The 19138-nt window shown below is 71.9% G+C and carries 13 protein-coding genes and 1 pseudogene; 8 read left to right on the forward strand and 6 right to left on the reverse strand.

Annotated elements, in window-relative coordinates:
* On the forward strand, nucleotides 1–2247 hold the full coding sequence (locus ACIP5M_RS01105; RefSeq protein ID WP_401190566.1) for an ATP-dependent RecD-like DNA helicase: 2247 nt from the start codon (nucleotides 1–3) through the stop codon (nucleotides 2245–2247).
* A gap of 182 nt (nucleotides 2248–2429) precedes the next feature.
* Nucleotides 2430–3719: a citrate synthase gene (locus ACIP5M_RS01110; protein ID WP_048479416.1), complete on the forward strand. Its 1290-nt coding sequence runs from the start codon at nucleotides 2430–2432 to the stop codon at nucleotides 3717–3719.
* A 352-nt stretch (nucleotides 3720–4071) separates the two neighbouring features.
* Here the strand turns inward: ACIP5M_RS01110 and ACIP5M_RS01115 are convergent, their stop codons facing one another.
* The gene (locus ACIP5M_RS01115; RefSeq protein WP_401190568.1) at nucleotides 4072–6360 is read right to left on the reverse strand and encodes a heavy metal translocating P-type ATPase; all 2289 of its coding nucleotides are present in this window, start codon (nucleotides 6358–6360) and stop codon (nucleotides 4072–4074) included.
* Between the two features lie 145 nt (nucleotides 6361–6505).
* Nucleotides 6506–6736 carry a heavy-metal-associated domain-containing protein gene (locus tag ACIP5M_RS01120; protein WP_401190570.1) on the reverse strand — a complete coding sequence of 77 codons (231 nt, stop codon included), beginning with the start codon at nucleotides 6734–6736 and terminating at the stop codon, nucleotides 6506–6508.
* Nucleotides 6737–6915: 179 nt separating this feature from the next.
* Here ACIP5M_RS01120 and ACIP5M_RS01125 point away from each other — a divergent pair, with 179 nt between their 5' ends.
* Complete coding sequence (locus ACIP5M_RS01125; RefSeq protein WP_401191816.1) at nucleotides 6916–8121, forward strand: cation:proton antiporter; 1206 nt, start codon at nucleotides 6916–6918, stop codon at nucleotides 8119–8121.
* Here ACIP5M_RS01125 and ACIP5M_RS01130 read toward each other — a convergent pair.
* Nucleotides 8099–8773, reverse strand: coding sequence for a TetR/AcrR family transcriptional regulator (locus tag ACIP5M_RS01130; protein ID WP_401190571.1), 675 nt, complete (start codon nucleotides 8771–8773; stop codon nucleotides 8099–8101). The genes ACIP5M_RS01125 and ACIP5M_RS01130 overlap by 23 nt on opposite strands.
* A 131-nt stretch (nucleotides 8774–8904) precedes the next feature.
* Between ACIP5M_RS01130 and ACIP5M_RS01135 the strand changes: the two genes are divergently transcribed.
* On the forward strand, nucleotides 8905–11151 hold the full coding sequence (locus tag ACIP5M_RS01135; RefSeq protein WP_401190573.1) for an MMPL family transporter: 2247 nt from the start codon (nucleotides 8905–8907) through the stop codon (nucleotides 11149–11151).
* A gap of 59 nt (nucleotides 11152–11210) precedes the next feature.
* Here the strand turns inward: ACIP5M_RS01135 and ACIP5M_RS01140 are convergent, their stop codons facing one another.
* The 3 genes from ACIP5M_RS01140 to ACIP5M_RS01150 form a co-directional block, all read right to left on the reverse strand.
* On the reverse strand, nucleotides 11211–11411 hold the full coding sequence (locus ACIP5M_RS01140) for a helix-turn-helix transcriptional regulator (protein ID WP_401190575.1): 201 nt from the start codon (nucleotides 11409–11411) through the stop codon (nucleotides 11211–11213).
* A 273-nt stretch (nucleotides 11412–11684) separates the two neighbouring features.
* Nucleotides 11685–12698, reverse strand: a complete 1014-nt coding sequence (locus ACIP5M_RS01145; protein ID WP_401190577.1) for a Gfo/Idh/MocA family protein — start codon at nucleotides 12696–12698, stop codon at nucleotides 11685–11687.
* A gap of 18 nt (nucleotides 12699–12716) precedes the next feature.
* Complete coding sequence (locus tag ACIP5M_RS01150) at nucleotides 12717–13631, reverse strand: sugar phosphate isomerase/epimerase family protein (protein ID WP_401190579.1); 915 nt, start codon at nucleotides 13629–13631, stop codon at nucleotides 12717–12719.
* Nucleotides 13632–13674: 43 nt separating this feature from the next.
* Between ACIP5M_RS01150 and iolC the strand changes: the two genes are divergently transcribed.
* The 4 genes and pseudogenes from iolC to ACIP5M_RS01170 all read left to right on the forward strand — a co-directional run bounded on the left by iolC (nucleotide 13675) and on the right by ACIP5M_RS01170 (nucleotide 19042).
* Nucleotides 13675–14646 carry a 5-dehydro-2-deoxygluconokinase gene (gene iolC, locus ACIP5M_RS01155; RefSeq protein WP_401190581.1) on the forward strand — a complete coding sequence of 324 codons (972 nt, stop codon included), beginning with the start codon at nucleotides 13675–13677 and terminating at the stop codon, nucleotides 14644–14646.
* A gap of 343 nt (nucleotides 14647–14989) precedes the next feature.
* Nucleotides 14990–15664 (forward strand): annotated as a pseudogene (gene iolB, locus ACIP5M_RS01160) (5-deoxy-glucuronate isomerase); the annotation flags it as partial.
* Nucleotides 15661–17529: a 3D-(3,5/4)-trihydroxycyclohexane-1,2-dione acylhydrolase (decyclizing) gene (iolD, locus tag ACIP5M_RS01165; RefSeq protein ID WP_401190582.1), complete on the forward strand. Its 1869-nt coding sequence runs from the start codon at nucleotides 15661–15663 to the stop codon at nucleotides 17527–17529. The pseudogene iolB and the gene iolD, both read left to right, overlap by 4 nt.
* A gap of 13 nt (nucleotides 17530–17542) precedes the next feature.
* Nucleotides 17543–19042 carry a CoA-acylating methylmalonate-semialdehyde dehydrogenase gene (locus ACIP5M_RS01170; RefSeq protein WP_401190584.1) on the forward strand — a complete coding sequence of 500 codons (1500 nt, stop codon included), beginning with the start codon at nucleotides 17543–17545 and terminating at the stop codon, nucleotides 19040–19042.
* Nucleotides 19043–19138: the final 96 nt, after the last annotated feature.

A 19138-nucleotide genomic window follows, 5' to 3' on the forward strand; every position in this document is an offset into this window, starting at 1 on the left:
ATGGCAACGAACGGGGCTGTGCAACTCGCGGTGGTCGAAGGGGTGCTCGAACGCATCACCTACGCCAACGAGGACAGCGGGTACACCGTCGCCCGCGTCGACACCGGCCGCGGCGCGGGAGACCTGCTGACGGTCGTCGGCGCCCTGCTCGGCGCCCAGCCCGGCGAATCGCTGCGCATGGAGGGCCGCTGGGGCTCCCACCCGCAGTACGGCAGGCAGTTCACCGTGGAGAACTACCGCACGGTCCTGCCCGCGACCATCCAGGGCATACGCCGCTACCTCGGGTCCGGCCTGATCAAGGGCATCGGCCCGAGGATCGCCGAGCGGATCGTGGACCACTTCGGCACCGACACCCTCGACGTGATCGAGGGCGAGCCGAAGCGGCTGATCGAGGTGCCCGGACTCGGCCCCAAGCGCACGAAACTCATCGGCGCCGCCTGGGAGGAGCAGAAGGCGATCAAGGAGGTCATGGTCTTCCTCCAGGGGGTCGGCGTCTCCACCTCCATCGCGGTGCGCATCTACAAGAAGTACGGCGACGCCTCCATCTCGGTGGTGAAGAACCAGCCCTACCGGCTCGCGGCCGACGTCTGGGGCATCGGCTTCCTCACCGCCGACCGCATCGCCCAGGCCGTCGGCATCCCGCACGACAGCCCGGAGCGGGTCAAGGCCGGCCTCCAGTACGCCCTGTCCCAGTCCACCGACCAGGGGCACTGCTTCCTCCCCGAGGAGAAGCTCATCGCCGACGGGGTCAAGCTGCTCCAGGTGGACACCGGGCTGGTCATCGAGTGCCTGGCCGAGCTCGCCGCCGACCCGGAGGGGGTCGTACGGGAGTCCGTGCCGGACCCGCAGGGCGGTCCGGATCCGCTGACCGCCGTGTACCTGGTGCCCTTCCACCGGGCCGAGCTGTCGCTGGTGGGGCAGGTGCGGCGGCTGCTCGGTGCCGAGGACGACCGGATGCCGGGCTTCCAGGACGTGGACTGGGACAAGGCCCTGGGCTGGCTCGCCGGGCGGACCGGGGCCACGCTCGCCCCCGAGCAACGGGACGCGGTCAAGCTGGCGCTGACCCGCCGGGTCGCCGTCCTCACCGGCGGTCCCGGCTGCGGGAAGTCCTTCACGGTGCGCTCGATCGTCGAGCTGGCCCGGGCCAAGAAGGCCAAGGTGGTGCTGGCCGCGCCCACCGGCCGGGCGGCGAAGCGGCTGGCCGAGCTGACCGGCGCCGAGGCCTCCACGGTGCACCGGCTGCTGGAGCTCAAACCGGGCGGGGACGCGGCGTACGACCGGGACAGACCGCTGGACGCCGACCTGGTCGTGGTGGACGAGGCCTCGATGCTGGACCTGCTGCTGGCGAACAAGCTGGTCAAGGCCGTGGCGCCGGGGGCCCACCTGCTGTTGGTGGGGGACGTGGACCAGCTGCCCTCGGTCGGCGCCGGGGAGGTGCTGAGGGACCTGCTGGCCGAGGGCGGCCCGGTGCCCGCCGTCCGGCTGACCCGGATCTTCCGGCAGGCCCAGCAGTCGGGTGTGGTCACCAACGCCCACCGGATCAACACCGGGGTGCCGCCGATCACCGACGGGCTGCCGGACTTCTTCCTCTTCCCGGAGGAGGACACCGAGGCGGCCGGAGTGCTCGCCGTGGACGTGGCGGCCCGGAGGATTCCGGCCAGGTTCGGACTCGACCCGCGCCGGGACGTCCAGGTGCTCGCCCCCATGCACCGCGGCCCGGCGGGCGCCGGGAACCTCAACGGCCTGCTCCAGCAGGCCATGACGCCCGCCCGGCCGGACCTGCCGGAGAAGCGGTTCGGCGGCCGGGTCTTCCGGGTCGGCGACAAGGTCACGCAGATCCGGAACAACTACGAGAAGGGGGCCAACGGTGTCTTCAACGGCACGGTCGGCGTGGTCACCGGGCTCGACCTCGACGAACAACGCCTGACGGTCCGGACCGAGGAGGACGAGGAGATCGGCTACGAGTTCTCCGAGCTCGACGAGCTGGCCCATGCGTACGCCGTCACCATCCACCGCTCCCAGGGGAGTGAATATCCGGCCGTCGTGATCCCGGTCACCACCGGCGCCTGGATGATGCTCCAGCGAAATCTGCTCTACACGGCGGTGACCAGGGCGAAGAAACTGGTCGTGCTGGTCGGGTCCCGCAAGGCCCTGGGCCAGGCGGTGCGTACCGTTTCCGCAGGCAGGAGGTACACGGCGGTGGCAGCCAGGTTGTCCGGCCGGACGCCGGTGGGAAACATCACCTAAATGATCGATCATTCGGGGTTCCACCACCGGCGTGGAGGGGGCAGGATGAGCAGCTTGACGGCACTGAGTGCCGTCAAAAGCACCAAAGGCCGACCCCGAGTGCACTCTCCTGCGCCAAATGGGGGAAGGTAGAGGCAGTCAGGGCACCTCGAAGAAGAGGCACTACGTCGGTGAGGGATGACGTGAGCGACAACTCTGTAGTACTCCGGTACGCGGACGGTGAATACACCTACCCGGTGGTCGAGAGCACCGTCGGTGACCAGGGCTTCGACATCTCGAAGCTGAGGGCCCAGACCGGGCTCGTCACACTGGACAGCGGCTACGGAAACACCGCGGCCTACAAGTCCGCGATTACCTACCTCGACGGTGAGCAGGGCATCCTGCGCTACCGCGGTTACCCCATCGAGCAGCTGGCCGAGCGTTCGACCTTCATCGAGGTCGCGTACCTGCTGATCAACGGTGAGCTGCCGACCGTCGACCAGCTCGCGTCGTTCCGCAACGAAATCACCCAGCACACGCTGCTGCACGAGGACGTCAAGCGCTTCTACGACGGCTTCCCGCGCGACGCGCACCCGATGGCGATGCTGTCCTCCGTGGTCAGCGCGCTGTCGACGTTCTACCAGGACAGCCACAACCCGTTCGACGAGAAGCAGCGCCACCTCTCGACGATCCGGCTGCTGGCCAAGCTCCCGACGATCGCGGCCTACGCGTACAAGAAGTCGGTCGGCCACCCGGTGGTCTACCCGCGCAACGACCTCGGCTACGTCGAGAACTTCCTGCGCATGACCTTCTCCGTGCCGGCCCAGGAGTACGACCTGGACCCGGTCGTGGTCTCCGCGCTCGACAAGCTGCTGATCCTGCACGCGGACCACGAGCAGAACTGCTCGACCTCCACCGTGCGTCTGGTCGGCTCCTCGCAGGCGAACATGTTCGCCTCGATCTCGGCCGGCATCTCCGCGCTGTGGGGCCCGCTGCACGGCGGCGCCAACCAGTCCGTCCTGGAGATGCTCGAAGGCATCAAGAACGACGGCGGCGACGTCGACGCCTTCATCCGCAAGGTGAAGAACAAGGAAGACGGCGTCCGCCTGATGGGCTTCGGGCACCGCGTCTACAAGAGCTTCGACCCCCGGGCGAAGATCATCAAGGCGGCGGCGCACGATGTCCTGTCGGCGCTCGGCAAGAGCGACGAGCTGCTCGACATCGCGCTGAAGCTGGAAGAGCACGCGCTGGCCGACGAGTACTTCGTCGAGCGCAACCTCTACCCGAACGTGGACTTCTACACCGGTCTGATCTACCGGGCCATGGGTTTCCCGACCGAGATGTTCACCGTGCTCTTCGCGCTCGGCCGCCTCCCCGGCTGGATCGCCCAGTGGCACGAGATGATCAAGGAGCCGGGTTCCCGCATCGGCCGTCCGCGCCAGATCTACACCGGCGAGGTCCTGCGCGACTTCGTTCCGGTCGAGGCCCGCTGACCCGAGGCTCTCTCCGCGCGTACGAAAAGCGCCCCGCCGTCGATCCCCCCACGGGTCGACGGGCGGGGCGCTTTCCTTTCCCCGGAACGGATTCCCCCCACGGGACCCGCGCCGGGGCGTCGGTGTCTGCCGGGACCCGTTCGGGTCGGGAAGGCCGCTCAAAGCTTCCCGCGGGCCCGTGTCCCGGCCGGCTGATGCCCCCGGACGTCCCCCAAGACCTCCGTGGAACGTCCCCCAAGACGTTCCTGGCATCGCCCCATTAGACCCGTGACGACCCCGAATGGTTACGTTGCGATCACTGTGATCTGCGTCTCCCGTGAAGGAAACGTGTGCAGGGTGAGGAGGAAGCCCACTAGCGGAAGGAGCGCAACCGCAGGCTGTTGCTCACCACGAAGACCGAGGAGAAGGCCATGGCCGCCCCCGCGATCATCGGGTTGAGCAGCCCGGCGGCCGCCAGCGGCAGGGCCGCCACGTTGTAGCCGAAGGCCCAGAACAGGTTCCCCTTGATCGTGGCCAGGGTCCGGCGGGACAGCCGGATCGCGTCCGCCGCGACCCGCAGGTCCCCCCGTACGAGGGTCAGGTCGCCCGCCTCGATGGCCGCGTCCGTGCCGGTGCCCATGGCCAGGCCCAGGTCGGCCTGGGCCAGGGCGGCCGCGTCGTTGACCCCGTCGCCGACCATGGCGACCGTACGGCCCTGGGCCTGGAGGCGGCGCACGACGTCGACCTTGTCCTGGGGAAGCACCTCGGCGATCACCTCGTCGATGCCCACGGCGCGGGCCACCGTCTCGGCGACGGCCTGGTGGTCGCCGGTCAGCAGGACGGGGGTCAGGCCCAGCGCCCGCAGCCGGGCGACCGCCTCGGCGCTCGTCTCCTTGACCGCGTCGGCCACGGTCAGCACCCCGCGCGCCTCGCCGTCCCAGGCCACCAGGACGGCGGTGCCGCCCTCTGCCTCGGCGGCCGCCTTGGCCTCCTTCAGGTCGGCCGGCAGATCGATCGACCAGTCGGACAGCAGCTGCTCGCGGCCCACCAGGACGGCGTGCCCGTCGACGACCCCCTGAACGCCGAGGCCGCCGCGGTTCTCGAAGTTCTCCGGGACGGGCAGGGCGCCGGCCCCGGCGGCCGCGGCGGTGGCGACGGCGCGCGCGATCGGGTGCTCGGAGGCGTGCTCGAGGGCCCCGGCCAGGCGCAGGAGTTCCGCTTCCTCGACGCCCTGGCGTGCGTGCACGCCGGTCAGGGTCATCCGGCCGGTGGTGACGGTCCCGGTCTTGTCCAGGACGACGGTGTCCACGCGGCGGGTGGACTCCAGGACCTCGGGTCCCTTGATCAGGATGCCGAGCTGCGCGCCCCGGCCGGTGCCGACCATCAGCGCGGTCGGCGTGGCCAGGCCCAGGGCGCACGGGCAGGCGATGATCAGGACGGCCACCGCGGCGGTGAAGGCGGCGGTGGGGTTGCCGGTGATCAGCAGCCAGGTGATCCAGGTGCCGAGCGCGAGGACGAGGACGACGGGTACGAAGATGCCGGAGATCCGGTCGGCGAGGCGCTGGACCTCGGCCTTGCCGTTCTGGGCCTCCTCGACCATCCGGGCCATCCGGGCGAGCTGGGTGTCGGCGCCGATCCGGGTGGCCTCGACGACCAGCCGGCCGGAGGCGTTGACGGTGGCGCCGGTGACCGAGTCGCCCACCGCGACCTCCACGGGGACGGACTCTCCGGTCAGCATGGAGGCGTCCACGGCGGAGCTGCCCTCCACGACCGTGCCGTCGGTGGCGATCTTCTCGCCCGGGCGGACGACGAACCGGTCGCCGACCGCGAGCGCGCTCACCGGGATGCGGACCTCGCGGCCCGCACGCAGGACGGCGACGTCCTTGGCGCCCAGTTCCATCAGGGCCCGCAGGGCCGCCCCGGCCTTCCGCTTGGAGCGGGCCTCCAGGTAGCGGCCGAGGAGGATGAAGCAGATGACGCCCGCCGCGACCTCGAGATAGATCGTGGAGGAGCCGTCGGTGCGGGAGAGGGAGCCTCCCTGGAGCGTGAAGAAGGTGAAGCCGTGCCGCATGCCGGGCATGCCGGCGTGGCCGAAGAACAGGGCCCACAGCGACCAGGCGAAGGCGGCGAGCGTGCCGACCGAGACGAGGGTGTCCATGGTGGCGGCGCCGTGCCGGGCATTGGTCCAGGCGGCCTGGTGGAAGGAGTGCCCGCCCCAGACCACCACGGGGGCGGCGAGGGTCAGCGAGAGCCACTGCCAGTTGTCGAACTGGAGGGCCGGGACCATGGCGAGCAGCACGACGGGCAGGGCGAGGGCGGCGGAGACGAGCAGCCGCCGGTGCAGGGCGGCGAGCACCCGGTCGGGGGCGTCGGCTTCCCCCCTCTCTCCGGCGCCTTCCGGGGCGGCCGCGAGGGCCGGGGCGGGCGGCGGGGGCTCCTCGGCGGTGTAGCCGGTCTTCACGACGGTCTCGATGAGGTCGGCGACCTGGACGCCGCCGCTGTAGGAGATCTTGGCCTTCTCGGTGGCGTAGTTCACGGTGGCCTGGACGCCGTCCATCCGGTTGAGCTTCTTCTCGATGCGGGCCGCGCAGGAGGCGCAGGTCATCCCGCCGATCGTGAGCTCGACCGCCGCTATGGGCCCGTCGTGCAGTGTGCTGGTCATTCCGGCTCCAGGGGGAGGGGCGGGCCGGGCCGTACGGAACCAGTATGAGCTGGCCGGAACGGCCCGGCGGGGTCCTGCGGTGGTGCGGTACTGCGGGTGGTGCGGGTGGTGCGAATCGTGCGGGTGCGGCCGGAGCCGCCGGTGATCAGGCGTCGGCGAGCTCGTAGCCGGCCTCGTCCACCGCGGCGCGGACGTCCTCGTCGGCGAGCGGGGCGGCGGAGACCACGGTGACCTCGCCGGTCGCGGCGACGGCCTTGACCGAGCGGACGCCCGGCAGGGCGGTGAGTTCCTTGGTCACCGCGCCCTCGCAGTGCCCGCAGGTCATGCCGGTCACCCGGTAGACGGTGGTGGTCTGGGTGTCCGTCTCGGCGGTCATGTCGTTCTCCTCTTCAGGCGTGCGTGTCCGGTCGCCGGCAGCGGTGGATTCCTCCACCGTCCTCCCGACCCTTCCCAGACTATACCCCTAGGGGGTATCAATGCGAGTGTCTGCGGCCTCTCTTCCGGTGGCGCCCCCAGAAGTGGCCGCTCTGGCCGAACTGTACGTAAATGGCCTTTATGGATCATCCGGGGACCTTCGTCCTGATCATGGTCGTCGCCGTCGTCGCACCCCTGATCGCCTTCGTGGTCTCGCGCCGGCTCTCCGTGCCCCTGGTGGTCTTCGAGATCCTGCTGGGCATCCTGGTGGGCCCCGATGTGCTCGGGTGGGCCCACACCGGCCAGGTGATCGACGTACTGAGCAAGCTCGGCCTCGCCATGCTGATCTTCCTGGCCGGCTACGAGATCCAGTTCGACCAGGTCAAGGGTGACACCCTCAAGCGGTCGCTGTGGGCCTGGCTGGCCGCGCTGGCGCTGGGCCTCGGGGCCGGGGTCCTGCTCGCCCACGGCGGCGCATTCGACAAGGGCGTCTACGTCGGCACGGCGCTCACCAGTACCGCGCTGGGCACGATCCTGCCCGTGCTGAGGGACGCCGGGGACCTGGAGAGCCGGTTCGGCTCGGTGATGATGGCGATGGGGGCGATCGGTGAGTTCGGCCCGGTCATCGCCATGGCCCTGTTGCTCAGCGGACGGGCGCCGGGGCGGTCGGCGGCGCTGCTGGCCGCATTCGCGGTGCTCACGGCGGCGGCGGTGTTCTGGGCGCTGCGCCCCAAGCCGCCCTGGTTCTCGACGGTCATCGCCAAGACCCTGCACAGCAGCGCGCAGTTCGCGGTCCGGCTGGTGGTCCTGGTGCTGGTGTCGATGCTGGCCCTGGCCCAGGTGCTCGGGCTCGACATCCTGCTGGGTGCGTTCGCGGCCGGGCTGATCACCCGGCTGGTGCTCCAGGGGGCCGCGCCGGAGAGCAGCGGGACGGTGCTGTCGAAGGTGGAGGTCATGGGTTTCGGCTTCCTGGTGCCGCTGTTCTACGTGGTCACCGGGATCGAGTTCGACCTGAAGGCGCTGTTGGGGGGCGGGTGGGAGCTCCTTCTGCTGCCGGTGTTCCTGCTGCTCTTCCTCGTCGTGCGGGGGCTGCCGATGTGGCTGCTCGCGCCGCGCGACCTGACGCGGCGGGAGCGCTCGGCGCTGGTGCTCTTCGGGTCGACCGCGCTGCCGCTGGTGGTGGCGATCACCACGCTCGGGGTGGAGGACGGGAAGGTGGAGCCGGGGGAGGCGGCGGCGCTGGTGGGCGCCGGGATGCTGTCCGTGCTGGTGTTCCCGCTGGTGGGGCAGCGGCTGAGGGAGCGGGGGCGGCGGCCCCGGCGGGTCAGGGCGAGTGAGTCGTGGTGACCATCGGCTCCAGGTAGCGCAGGAGGACGGTCTTCAGCTCCGCGACGTACGCATCGCGTTCGGCTCCCTCCGGGGTGGCCAGGATCAGGTCGAGGGACGCCTTGAAGATGCCCAGGATCATGTTCGAGACGCGGGTGAGGTCGGCGGGCGCGGCCTCGGGGCTGAGGGTGCTCAGGGCGTGCCGGACCCGCGCGCGCATGGCGGAGTGCAGCTCCTCGTGCTCCTGGGTCATGCCGGGCACGCCGGAGCCGTGCATGAGTGCCCAGAAGGCCGGGTTCTCGCAGTTGAAGGCGATGAGCGGGTCCAGGACGGCGTCCAGCAGCTCGGGCAGCGGGCGGCGCAGGTTCTCGGGCAGGAAGGCCTGTCCGTGCGTCTCCTGCGCGCGGTGGAGCAGCTGGCCGCCGAGCTCGATCGCGATGGCCTCCTTGTTCGGGAAGAACTGGTAGAGCGTGCCCGGTGACACGCCGGCCTCGCGCGCGATGGCGTTGGTGCTGGCGGCCGCGTAGCCGGTACGGCAGAACACCCCGGCGGCGGCGGCCAGGAGCTGGCTGATCCGGCGCTCGCCGCGCGCCTGGCGGCGGCGCGGGGCGGCTGCCTCGGTGTCGCTCTTTGCGGCGGTCGGGGCGGATTTGTCCTTGGCGGTCCCCGGCATGTCCAACCCCTTGCTTCCCGTGGGTGATTGACAAACGCGAGAGGTCGCTCGCATTCTGGAGAAACGCGAGCGACTGCTCGTGTTTGCCAGTCTATTCGGCCTGGCAATCACGGTGAAGGGGACACCGAGTCATGTCCGAAGTCAAAAAACCGCCGTCGTCCGGGGAGAGCGGCAGGTGGACCCGGTTCGTCACGGCCAAGCCGCGGCTCTCGCTGCTGCTCGCCCTCGTGGTCACGGCGCTCGCCGTGTTCGCGGGCGGTGGCGTCGCCGAGCGGATGAGCAGTGGCGGCTGGGAGGACCCGGACGCCCAGTCCACCTACGCCGCCGCGGCCCTGGAACGCGAGTTCCCGGCCTCCCAGCCCAATCTGCTGCTCCTCGTGGACGCCGCGGCGGGCGCGGGGGCGGCAGGGGTGGACGACCCCGCCGTCGCCGCCGAGGCCGAGCGGCTGACGGAGCAGCTCGCCGCCGAGCAGGGGGTCGTGGGAGTCGGCTCGTACTGGCGCACGCGGCTTCCCGCGCTGCGCTCGGAGGACGGCCGGCAGGCCCTGATCGCGGCCAGGGTGCTGGGTGACCAGAAGGCCGCCACCGCGGTGCTGGAGCGGATCGCCCCCCGCTACCGGGGCGAACACGGGCCGGTGCGGGTCTCCCTCGGCGGGCCGGTGGCGGTCCAGCGCGAGGTGACCACGACCATCCAGGAGGATCTCCTGCGCGCCGAGCTGATCGCCCTGCCGATCACCCTCGTCCTGCTGGTCCTCGTCTTCGGCAGCGCCGTCGCGGCCCTGCTGCCGCTCGGCGTCGGCATCGTGGCCATCCTCGGCACCAACGCGGTGCTGCGCGGCCTGACCGAGTTCACCGAGGTCTCCGTCTTCGCGCAGAACCTGACCACCGCGCTCGGTCTCGGACTCGCCATCGACTACGCCCTGTTCATCGTCCGCAGGTTCCGCGAGGAGCTCGCCGCCGGACGGGACCCGGTGGGCGCCGTCGGGGCCACCCTGCGCACCGCCGGGCGCACCGTGTTGTTCTCGGCGCTGACCGTCGCGGTCGCCCTCTCGGCGATGGCCTTCTTCCCGATGTCCTTCCTGCGCTCCTTCGCCTACGCCGGGGTCGCGGTGGTCCTGCTGGCGGCAGCGGCCGCGCTCATCCTGCTGCCGGCGGCCCTGGTGCTGCTCGGCGAGCGGGTCAACTCCCTCGACCTGCGTCGGCTGTGGCGGCGGGGGGCCGCGCCCGGGGGCGTGCCTGGTGCCACCACCGAACCGGGGCGGGGCTGGGGGCGGGCGGCCGCGCTGGTGATGCGCCGGGCCCCGCTGTTCGCGATGGCCACCACAGCGGGACTGCTGCTCCTCGGACTGCCCTTCCTCGGCGTGAAGTTCGGCACCGTGGACGACCGGCAGCTGCCCCGGACCGCGGAGTCGCATGTGGTCCAGCAGCAGATCCGGGACGCCTTCCCGGGCAGCCCCGGCGGGGGGCTCACCGTGCTCGCCGAGGGGGCGTCCGGCCCCGCCGAACTCGCCGCCTACCGGGACCGGGTGGCCGCACTGCCCGGGGTGGTCCGCATCGACGGCCCGGTGAGCACCGACGCCGGCGCGCGGTACGCGTACTTCTCGGTCACCTCGGAGGGCGAGGCGGTGGGGCCGCAGGCCCAGGACCTGGTCGGCGAGGTGCGGAAGGTCGATGCCGACTTCCGGATCTCCGTGGCAGGACAGGCGGCGAGGCTCGTCGACACCCAGAAGGCCATCGCATCCGCTCTGCCCGCCGCGCTGGCCCTGGTGGTGCTCGCCACGTTGCTGCTGGTCTTCCTGCTCACCGGGAGTCTGCTCATACCGCTCCAGGCGGTGCTGCTCAACGCACTGAGCCTGACCGCGATGTTCGGGGCGGTGGTGTGGGTCTTCCAGGAGGGCAACCTCTCCGGACTGCTCTCCTTCACCTCCACCGGGGACATCGAGACCACACTGCCCGTGCTGATGTTCTGCATCGCCTTCGGACTGTCCATGGATTACGGGGTGTTCCTCATATCCCGGATCAAGGAGGAGTACGACCGGACCGGGGACCACGAGGGGGCCGTGCGCGCCGGACTGGCCCGCACCGGCGGGCTGATCACCGCCGCGGCCCTGATCCTGGCGGTGGTGATGGTGGCGATCGGCACCTCGCGGGTGACCAACACCAAGATGCTGGGCCTGGGGATCGCGCTGGCGGTGCTGATGGACGCGATGGTCGTCCGCAGCCTCCTGGTCCCGGCGGTCATGAAGCTGACCGGGAACGCCACCTGGTGGGCGCCGGGCCCGCTGCGCCGCCTGCACGAGCGGATCGGGCTCAGCGAGGGGGAGTCGCCGACGCCGGTGGTGGAGCAGCCGGAGCGGGTCCCGGCCGGGACCCGGTAGCCAACGGACAGGGGAGGGGGCCCGGGCGGGCCGCGTCGCGGGGGTGGCCGGAGCCCGGGTCACTCCTCGCGACGGCCCCGGTTGCCGGGGCGTCGGGCCACCCAGGCACGGACGGTGTCGGCGTACCAATAGGGCTTGCCGCCCTCCACATGGTCCGGCGGCGGGAGCAGTCCGTGCTTCCGGTAGGAGCGGACCGTGTCCGGCTGGACCCGGATGTGGGCAGCGATCTCCTTGTACGACCACAGCTGTCGGTCGCTCATGACGACACCTCCTTGTCCACGCCGCGGGGCCGGCCGGGAGGCCGTCGGGGGAGCCGGCGCGTGGACCCTGACGATCACTCGGGGTTCTGCCCGGGGAACGATGCGGGGCGAAGTCAGGGGAGGGGCTGTCGAACGGCTGTGACGGAAGACCCGCGTGATGCGGACATACGTGACACAAAGGCGACCCCTGTGACAGACGAGGCACAAGGGTCGCCCGGCGGGAGAAGGCCTGCAGGAAGAGTCCGGCTGTTGGAGGGGCCGAGCGAAAAGGGCTCAGCGTGTGTACAGAGCGGGCCGTTCCGCCAGTTCCACGAGGGTCCGTGCGCCGCTGCGCGCGGCGGTCAGGCCCGCCTCCGACACGGCGGCGGCCGCGTAACCGTCCCACGCGTCCGGGCCCGCCACCCGGCCCCGCGCCGCCGCGGCCACCCAGCCGCGCAGCTGCCGGTCGTAGGCGTCGGCGAAGCGCACCGTGAAGTCCTGGTCGATCGCGCCTCCCCACCGGCCGGCCGCCTGCACCACCATCGCGTGGCCGTCGCCGATCCGGGCACTGCCCGCCTCGCCGACCGCCTCGCACTGCACCTGGTAGCCGAAACCGCAGTTGACGAAGATCTCCACATCGACGACGGCCCCGCCGGAGGTCTCCAGCAGCACCAGCCGGGGATCGCGCAGCCCCTCCGGGGCGGCTGCGGTGGGCGTGGGGGAGAGCACGGTGACGGCGGTGATCTCCTGCCCCAGCAGCCAGCGGGCCGCGTCCACTTCGTGCACCACCGAGTCGCTGATCAGCATGTCGCTGGTGAAGAAGGACGGCGAGGAGGCGTTGCGGTGCCGGCAGTGCAGGAACAGCGGACGTCCGATCCCGCCCGCGTCCAGCAGCTCCTTGAGCCGCTCGTACTCGGCGTCGTAGCGGCGCATGAACCCCACCTGGACCAGTCGGCGCCCCAACCGCTGTTCGGCCTCCAGGATGCGCAGGGCACCCGCCGGGTCCGGGGAGAGCGGCTTCTCGCACAGCACCGGCAGTTCCCGTGCCAGCGCCTGCCCGATCGCCTCCTCGTGGGCGGGCCCGGGGGAGGCGATGAGGACGGCCTGCACCCCGGGCGCGGCTATCGCGGCCGCCGGGTCGGTGTACGCGCCGGCCCCGTCCAGGGCGGCCGCGACCTCCTTGACCCGGTCCCCGTCCGGGTCGGCCACGGCCACCACCCGGGCCCCGCCGACGGTCCGGCCGATCCGGCGGACGTGGTCGGTTCCCATCTTCCCGGTGCCGATCACGGCGATTGCGAGCGTGCTCATGTCGTTCCCTCCCGGGGGTCAGCGGGCGCCGCAGGAGCGCAGGTAGGCGCGGGTGCGGCGGGCGATCGGCAGCGGCCGGTCCGGCTCGCAGGGGTACATGTCCTGCTCCACGATGGCGAACAGGTCCACTCCGAGCCGCTCGGCCGCCGCCAGTACCGGTTCCAGCGCGGGCACCCCGGACGGCGGTTCGCACATCACCCCGCGGGCCACGGCCGGGCCGAAGGGCACCTGGTCCGCGACGACTTCGGCGAGGACGCGCGGGTCCACCTGCTTGAGGTGGAGGTAGCCGATGCGCTCGCCGAAGGTCTCGACGGCCTGGACGCTGTCGCCGCCGCAGTAGGCGTAGTGCCCGGTGTCCAGACACAGCGACACGAGGGCCGGGTCGGTGGCGTCCAGGAAGCGCGCCACGTTCTCCGGGGTGTCGATGTGCGTGTCGGCATGCGGGTGGACCACGATCCGCAGCCCGTGACGGTCCAGCACCTCCCGGCCCAGCCGCTCGGTCTGGGCGGCCAGTTGACGCCACTGGGCGGGGGTGAGGGTGCGGTCCTCCAGCACCTCACCGGTCTTGTCGTCCCGCCAGAAGGAGGGGATCACGACGAGGTGCGCGGCGCCCATGGCCCGGGTGAGCGCAGCGATCCGCGACACGTGCTCCCAGGTGTCCTCCCATACGGCGGGCCCGTGATGGAGTCCGGTGAAGACGGTTCCGGCCGAGACGCGCAGCCCGCGTTTGGCGGTTTCCTCGGCGAGTCGGGCGGGATCGGTGGGCAGATAGCCGTAGGGGCCGAGCTCGATCCACTCGTACCCCGCGTCGGCGACCTCGTCGAGGAACCGCTCCCAGGGGGTCTGCCGGGGGTCGTCGGGAAACCAGACACCCCAGGAGTCCGGAGCCGAACCGACGCGGATACGGGTCAACGCGGGCGGGGAGGACGTCATAGCGGCCACCTTAGGGGTGCAAGACGAATTGGGAGGACTGACCGTGACCGGCACAGGCACCGGCGATCCGTTCGCGTTCGACCTGATCACGATGGGCCGGATCGGGGTGGATCTCTACCCGCTGACGACCGGCGTAGCACTGGCGGACGCGGAGACCTTCGGCAAGTTCCTGGGCGGCTCCCCGGCCAACGTGGCCGTCGCGGCGGCCCGGCTGGGACGGCGCGTGGCGATGATCACCCGCACCGGGGCGGATCCCTTCGGGAGGTATCTGCGGGACGAACTGCGGGAGTTCGGGGTGGACGACCGGTGGGTGGCCGAGGTCGCGGACTTCCCCACGCCGATCACCTTCTGCGAGATCTTCCCGCCCGACCGCTTCCCGCTGTACTTCTACCGGCTGCCGAAGGCCCCCGACCTGGAGATCGCGGCGGAGGAGCTGGACCTGGAGGCGGTACGGGCCGCGCGGGTGTTCTGGATGACCGGGACGGGCCTGAGCGAGGAGCCCTCGCGGGCCGCGACGCTGACGGCGCTGGAAGCGCGGGCGAAGTCCGGGATCACGGTGTTCGACCTGGACTGGCGGCCGATGCTGTGGCGGGAGAAACCCGGGCCGTACTACGAGCGGGCGCTGGCCGGGGCGACGGTCGCCGTCGGCAACGAGGAGGAGTGCGAGATCGCCACCGGGGCGGCCGAGCCGTATGCGGCGGCGCGGGCACTGCTCGCCGCCGGCGTCGAACTGGCGGTGGTCAAGCGGGGCCCCGAGGGCGTGCTGGCGGTGCACCGCGACGGGACGGTGGCACAGGTGCCGCCGGTGCCGGTGGAAGTGGTGAACGGGCTGGGGGCCGGGGACGCGTTCGGCGGGGCCCTGTGCCACGGGCTGCTGGCGGGATGGGAGCTGGAGCGGGTGGTGCGCTACGCGAACGCGGCGGGGGCGATCGTGGCTTCGCGGCTGGCGTGCGGGGCGGCGATGCCGTTCCCCCACGAGGTGGAGGAGGTGGTGGGCCGTGCCGGTGGTCTCTGAGTGGGGGATGGAGTGGACGAGGCTGGTGGTCCTCGACCTCGCCCCGGGGGAGACGTACGGATTCCCGTGCGGGAGCGCGGAGTGGATCCTACTGCCGCTGTCGGGCGGCTGCCGGGTCCGCTGCCGGGGCTCCGCCCCGGACCCCGCACCTCAAACGCCGGCGGGGCTGGTTTTTGGCGGCCCTGAAGTTTCGGGTGCAGCTTCTTCGGAGGTGGGTGTCGGCGGAGGCAGGCCCCATCCAGCCTCGCCGGCGTTTGAGGCGCGGGGGCCGGGGCAGGGCCACGGTTTCGGGAAGGGGTGGGGTGGGGGAAGCCCCGCAGGGCCCGGCACCACACCGCCGGTGGTCTTCGAACTGCACGGGCGGGCCGGGGTGTTCGACGGGGTCACCGACTTCGCCTACCTGCCCCGCGATGCGGAAGCCGACGTCACCTCGGACGGCGGCGGCCGGTTCGCGCTCGTCGGGGCCCGGTGCGAGCGCCGGCTCCCGGCCCGGTACGGGCCCGCCCGGGAGGTCCCGGTGGAGCTGCGCGGCGCCGGGACCTGCTCGCGGCAGGTGAACAACTTCGCCGCCGCCGAGGCCTTCGCCTGCGACCGGCTCATCGCCGTCGAGGTGCTCACCCCCGGCGGGAACTGGTCCTCGTACCCGCCCCACAAGCACGACGAGCACCACCCCGGCGAGGAGTCCCGCCTGGAGGAGATCTACTACTTCGAGATCGCCCCGCACGGGGGCACCCCCGGGCTCGGCTACCAGCGCGTCACCCCCTCGCCGGCCGGGAAGACCGACATCCTGACCGAGGTGCGCACCGGGGACGCCGTGCTCATCCCCGATGGCTGGCACGGGCCCTCCATGGCCGCCCCCGGGCACGACATGTACTACCTGAACGTGATGGCCGGCCCCGACGCCACCCGCGAGTGGCTGATCCGCGACCACCCCGACCACGGCTGGATCCGCGACACCTGGCCGGGGCAGGAGATCGACCCCCGGCTGCCCTTCCACCGAGCGGAGGACCACCGGTGAGGCTCACCACCGCCCAGGCACTCGTACGCTTCCTCTCCCGCCAGTACGCCGAGCGTGACGGACGGCGCCACCGCCTGATCGCCGCCACCTGGGGGATCTTCGGGCACGGGAACGTGGCCGGCATCGGACAGGCGCTCCTCGAGGCCGGCCCCGAGGCCATGCCCTTCCTCCAGGGGCGCAACGAGCAGGCCATGGTGCACGCCGCCGTCGGCTACGCCCGGCAGTGCGGGCGGCTCTCCGCGCATGCCGTCACCACCTCCATCGGACCCGGCGCCACCAACCTCGTCACCGGCGCCGCCCTCGCCACCATCAACCGGATCCCGGTCCTCCTCCTGCCCGGGGACACCTTCGCCACCCGGCCCGCCGACCCCGTGCTCCAGCAGCTGGAGGTCCCGCACGCCGGCGACCTCTCCGTCAACGACACCCTGCGCCCCGTCTCCCGCTACTTCGACCGGATCACCCGGCCCGAGGCCCTGATCCCGGCCGCCCTCCAGGCCGTGCGGGTGCTCACCGACCCCGTCCAGACCGGGGCCGTCACCCTCGCGCTGCCGCAGGACGTGCAGGCGGAGGCCCACGACTGGCCCGAGGAGTTCTTCGCCGAGCGGGTGTGGGCGGTCCGCCGCCCCCGGCCGGACCGCACCGAGCTGGCCGGGGCCGCCGAAGTTCTGCGGGGCTCCGCGCGCCCCCTGATCGTCGCCGGCGGCGGCATTCGGCACAGCGGGGCCCAGGCCGCCCTGGCGGAGTTCGCCGAGGCCACCGGGATCCCGGTGGCTTGCACGCAGGCGGGCAAGGGGTCGCTCCCCCACGACCATCCCGCCGATGTGGGCGGCATCGGGCACACCGGTACGGACGCCGCCGACGAGCTGGCCCGCGGCGCCGACCTGGTGATCGCCGCCGGGACCCGGCTGACGGACTTCACCACCGCCTCGGCGACGCTGTTCCAGAATCCCGCCGTCCGGTTCATCGGGCTCAACCTCGACCCGTACGACGCCCACAAACTCGCCGCCCGGCCGCTGGTCTGTGATGCGCGAGTGGGCCTGGAAGACCTCCGGGACGCGGCTTCCGGGTACCGCGTGGACCCCTCGTACGAGACGACGTACAAAGAAAGGAAAGAGCGCTGGGAGCGGCTGGTCGGCCGGGCCTACGCGGCTCCCGACGAGGACGCCCGCCCGACGCAGGTCCAGGTGCTGGGGCTGCTCGACGCGCTGGTCGGCGCCGACGACATCCTGGTCAACGCCGCCGGGTCCCTCCCCGGCGATCTGCACAAGCTGTGGCGGGCCCGGTCGGCGGACCAGTACCACCTGGAGTACGGGTACTCCTGCATGGGCTACGAGATCCCGGCCGCGATCGGAGTCGCCCTCGCCGCCCCCGGCCGCCCGGTGTGGGCGCTGGTCGGCGACGGCACCTACCTGATGAACCCGACCGAGATCGTCACCGCCGTCCAGGAGGGCGTCCCGATCAAGGTGGTGATCCTGGACAACCACGGCTACGCCTCCATCGGCGGCCTCTCGGGGGCCGTGGGCGCGGAGGGGTTCGGCACCGCCTACCGCTTCCGGGCCTCCGACGGCTCCTACACCGGCGACCCCCTTCCGGTGGATCTCGCGGCCAACGCGGCCTCCCTGGGGATGGCCGTGATCCGCGCCCGCACCGTACGTGACCTGCGCGAAGCCCTGGCCGAGGCCCGCTCGGCGACGCGTCCCACATGTGTCTACGTACAGACCCGAACGCCCGACACTGTGTCGGGCCCACCCCCGGCACAGGCGTGGTGGGATGTTCCTGTGGCCGAGACCGCGAGCCGCAAGGCGGCGGCCCGGGCCCGTGAAGAGTACGACCGGCAAGCCGCGCAGCGACGTCGCCATCTGTGAAGGAGCAAGGCACATGAAGACCGTCAACCACTGGATCGGTGGCAAGACCGTCGAGGGCGCGTCGGGCAACTACGGCCCGGTCACCGACCCGGCCACCGGCGAGGTCACCACGCAGGTCGCGCTCGCCTCGGCCGAAGAGGTCGACGCGGCGGTACAGGTCGCGAAGGAGGCCTTCCAGACCTGGGGCCAGTCCTCGCTGGCCGCCCGCACCAAGGTGCTGTTCGCCTACCGCGCCCTGCTGGACGCCAACCGCGACGCCATCGCCGAGCTGATCACCGCCGAGCACGGCAAGGTCCACTCGGACGCGCTGGGCGAGGTCGCCCGCGGGCTGGAGATCGTCGAGCTGGCCTGTGGGATCACCACCCAGCTCAAGGGCGAGCTGTCGACCTCCGTCTCCAACCGCGTGGACGTCTCCGCCATCCGCCAGCCGCTGGGCGTGGTCGCGGGCATCACCCCCTTCAACTTCCCGGCGATGGTGCCGATGTGGATGTTCCCGCTGGCCGTGGCCTGCGGAAACACCTTCATCCTCAAGCCGAGCGAGAAGGACCCCTCCGCCTCCGTCAAGCTGGCCGAGCTGGCGAGCGAGGCCGGTCTGCCGGCGGGCGTGCTGAACGTGGTCCACGGTGACAAGGTCGCCGTCGACGCCCTGCTGGCCCACCCCGACATCGCGGCCGTCTCCTTCGTCGGCTCGACCCCGATCGCCCGCCACATCCACACCACGGCCGCCGCCAACGGCAAGCGCGTCCAGGCGCTGGGCGGCGCCAAGAACCACATGCTGGTCCTCCCGGACGCCGACCTGGACGCGGCCGCCGACGCGGCGGTCTCCGCCGCCTACGGCTCGGCCGGCGAGCGCTGCATGGCGATCTCCGCCGTCGTGGCCGTCGGCTCGATCGCCGACACCCTCGTCGAGAAGATCCGCGAGCGCGCCGAGAAGATCAAGATCGGCCCCGGCAACGACCCGACCTCCGAGATGGGCCCGCTGATCACGGCCGCCCACCGCGACAAGGTCGCCTCGTACGTGAAGGGCGCGGCCGACCAGGGCGCGGACGTGGTCCTGGACGGCACCGGCTACACGGTGGACGGCTTCGAGAACGGCCACTGGATCGGCCTCTCGCTCCTCGACAACGTCAGGACCGACTCCGACGCCTACCGCGACGAGATCTTCGGCCCGGTGCTGTGCGTGCTGCGCACCGAGACCTACGAGGAGGGCGTGGACCTCATCAACGCCTCGCCGTTCGGCAACGGCACCGCGATCTTCACCCGCGACGGCGGCGCGGCCCGCCGCTTCCAGCTGGAGATCCAGGCGGGCATGGTCGGCGTCAACGTGCCGATCCCGGTGCCGGTGGGCTACCACTCCTTCGGCGGCTGGAAGGACTCGCTCTTCGGCGACCTCCACATCTACGGCAACGACGGCATCCACTTCTACACCCGGGGCAAGGTCGTCACGACCCGCTGGCCCGACCCCGCGGACGCGCCGGCCGGCGTGGACCTGGGCTTCCCCCGCAACCACTGACCGCGCGCAAGCCCGTACGCCGCACGCCCGGTCGTCCCGCAGGTCCGCTCGCCCCCGCAACCCTCACGCGGGGGCGAGCCCGCTTGCCGGTCCTGC

This window comes from Streptomyces sp. NPDC088762 (genome assembly GCF_044750905.1).
Classification (GTDB): Bacteria; Actinomycetota; Actinomycetes; order Streptomycetales; family Streptomycetaceae; genus Streptomyces.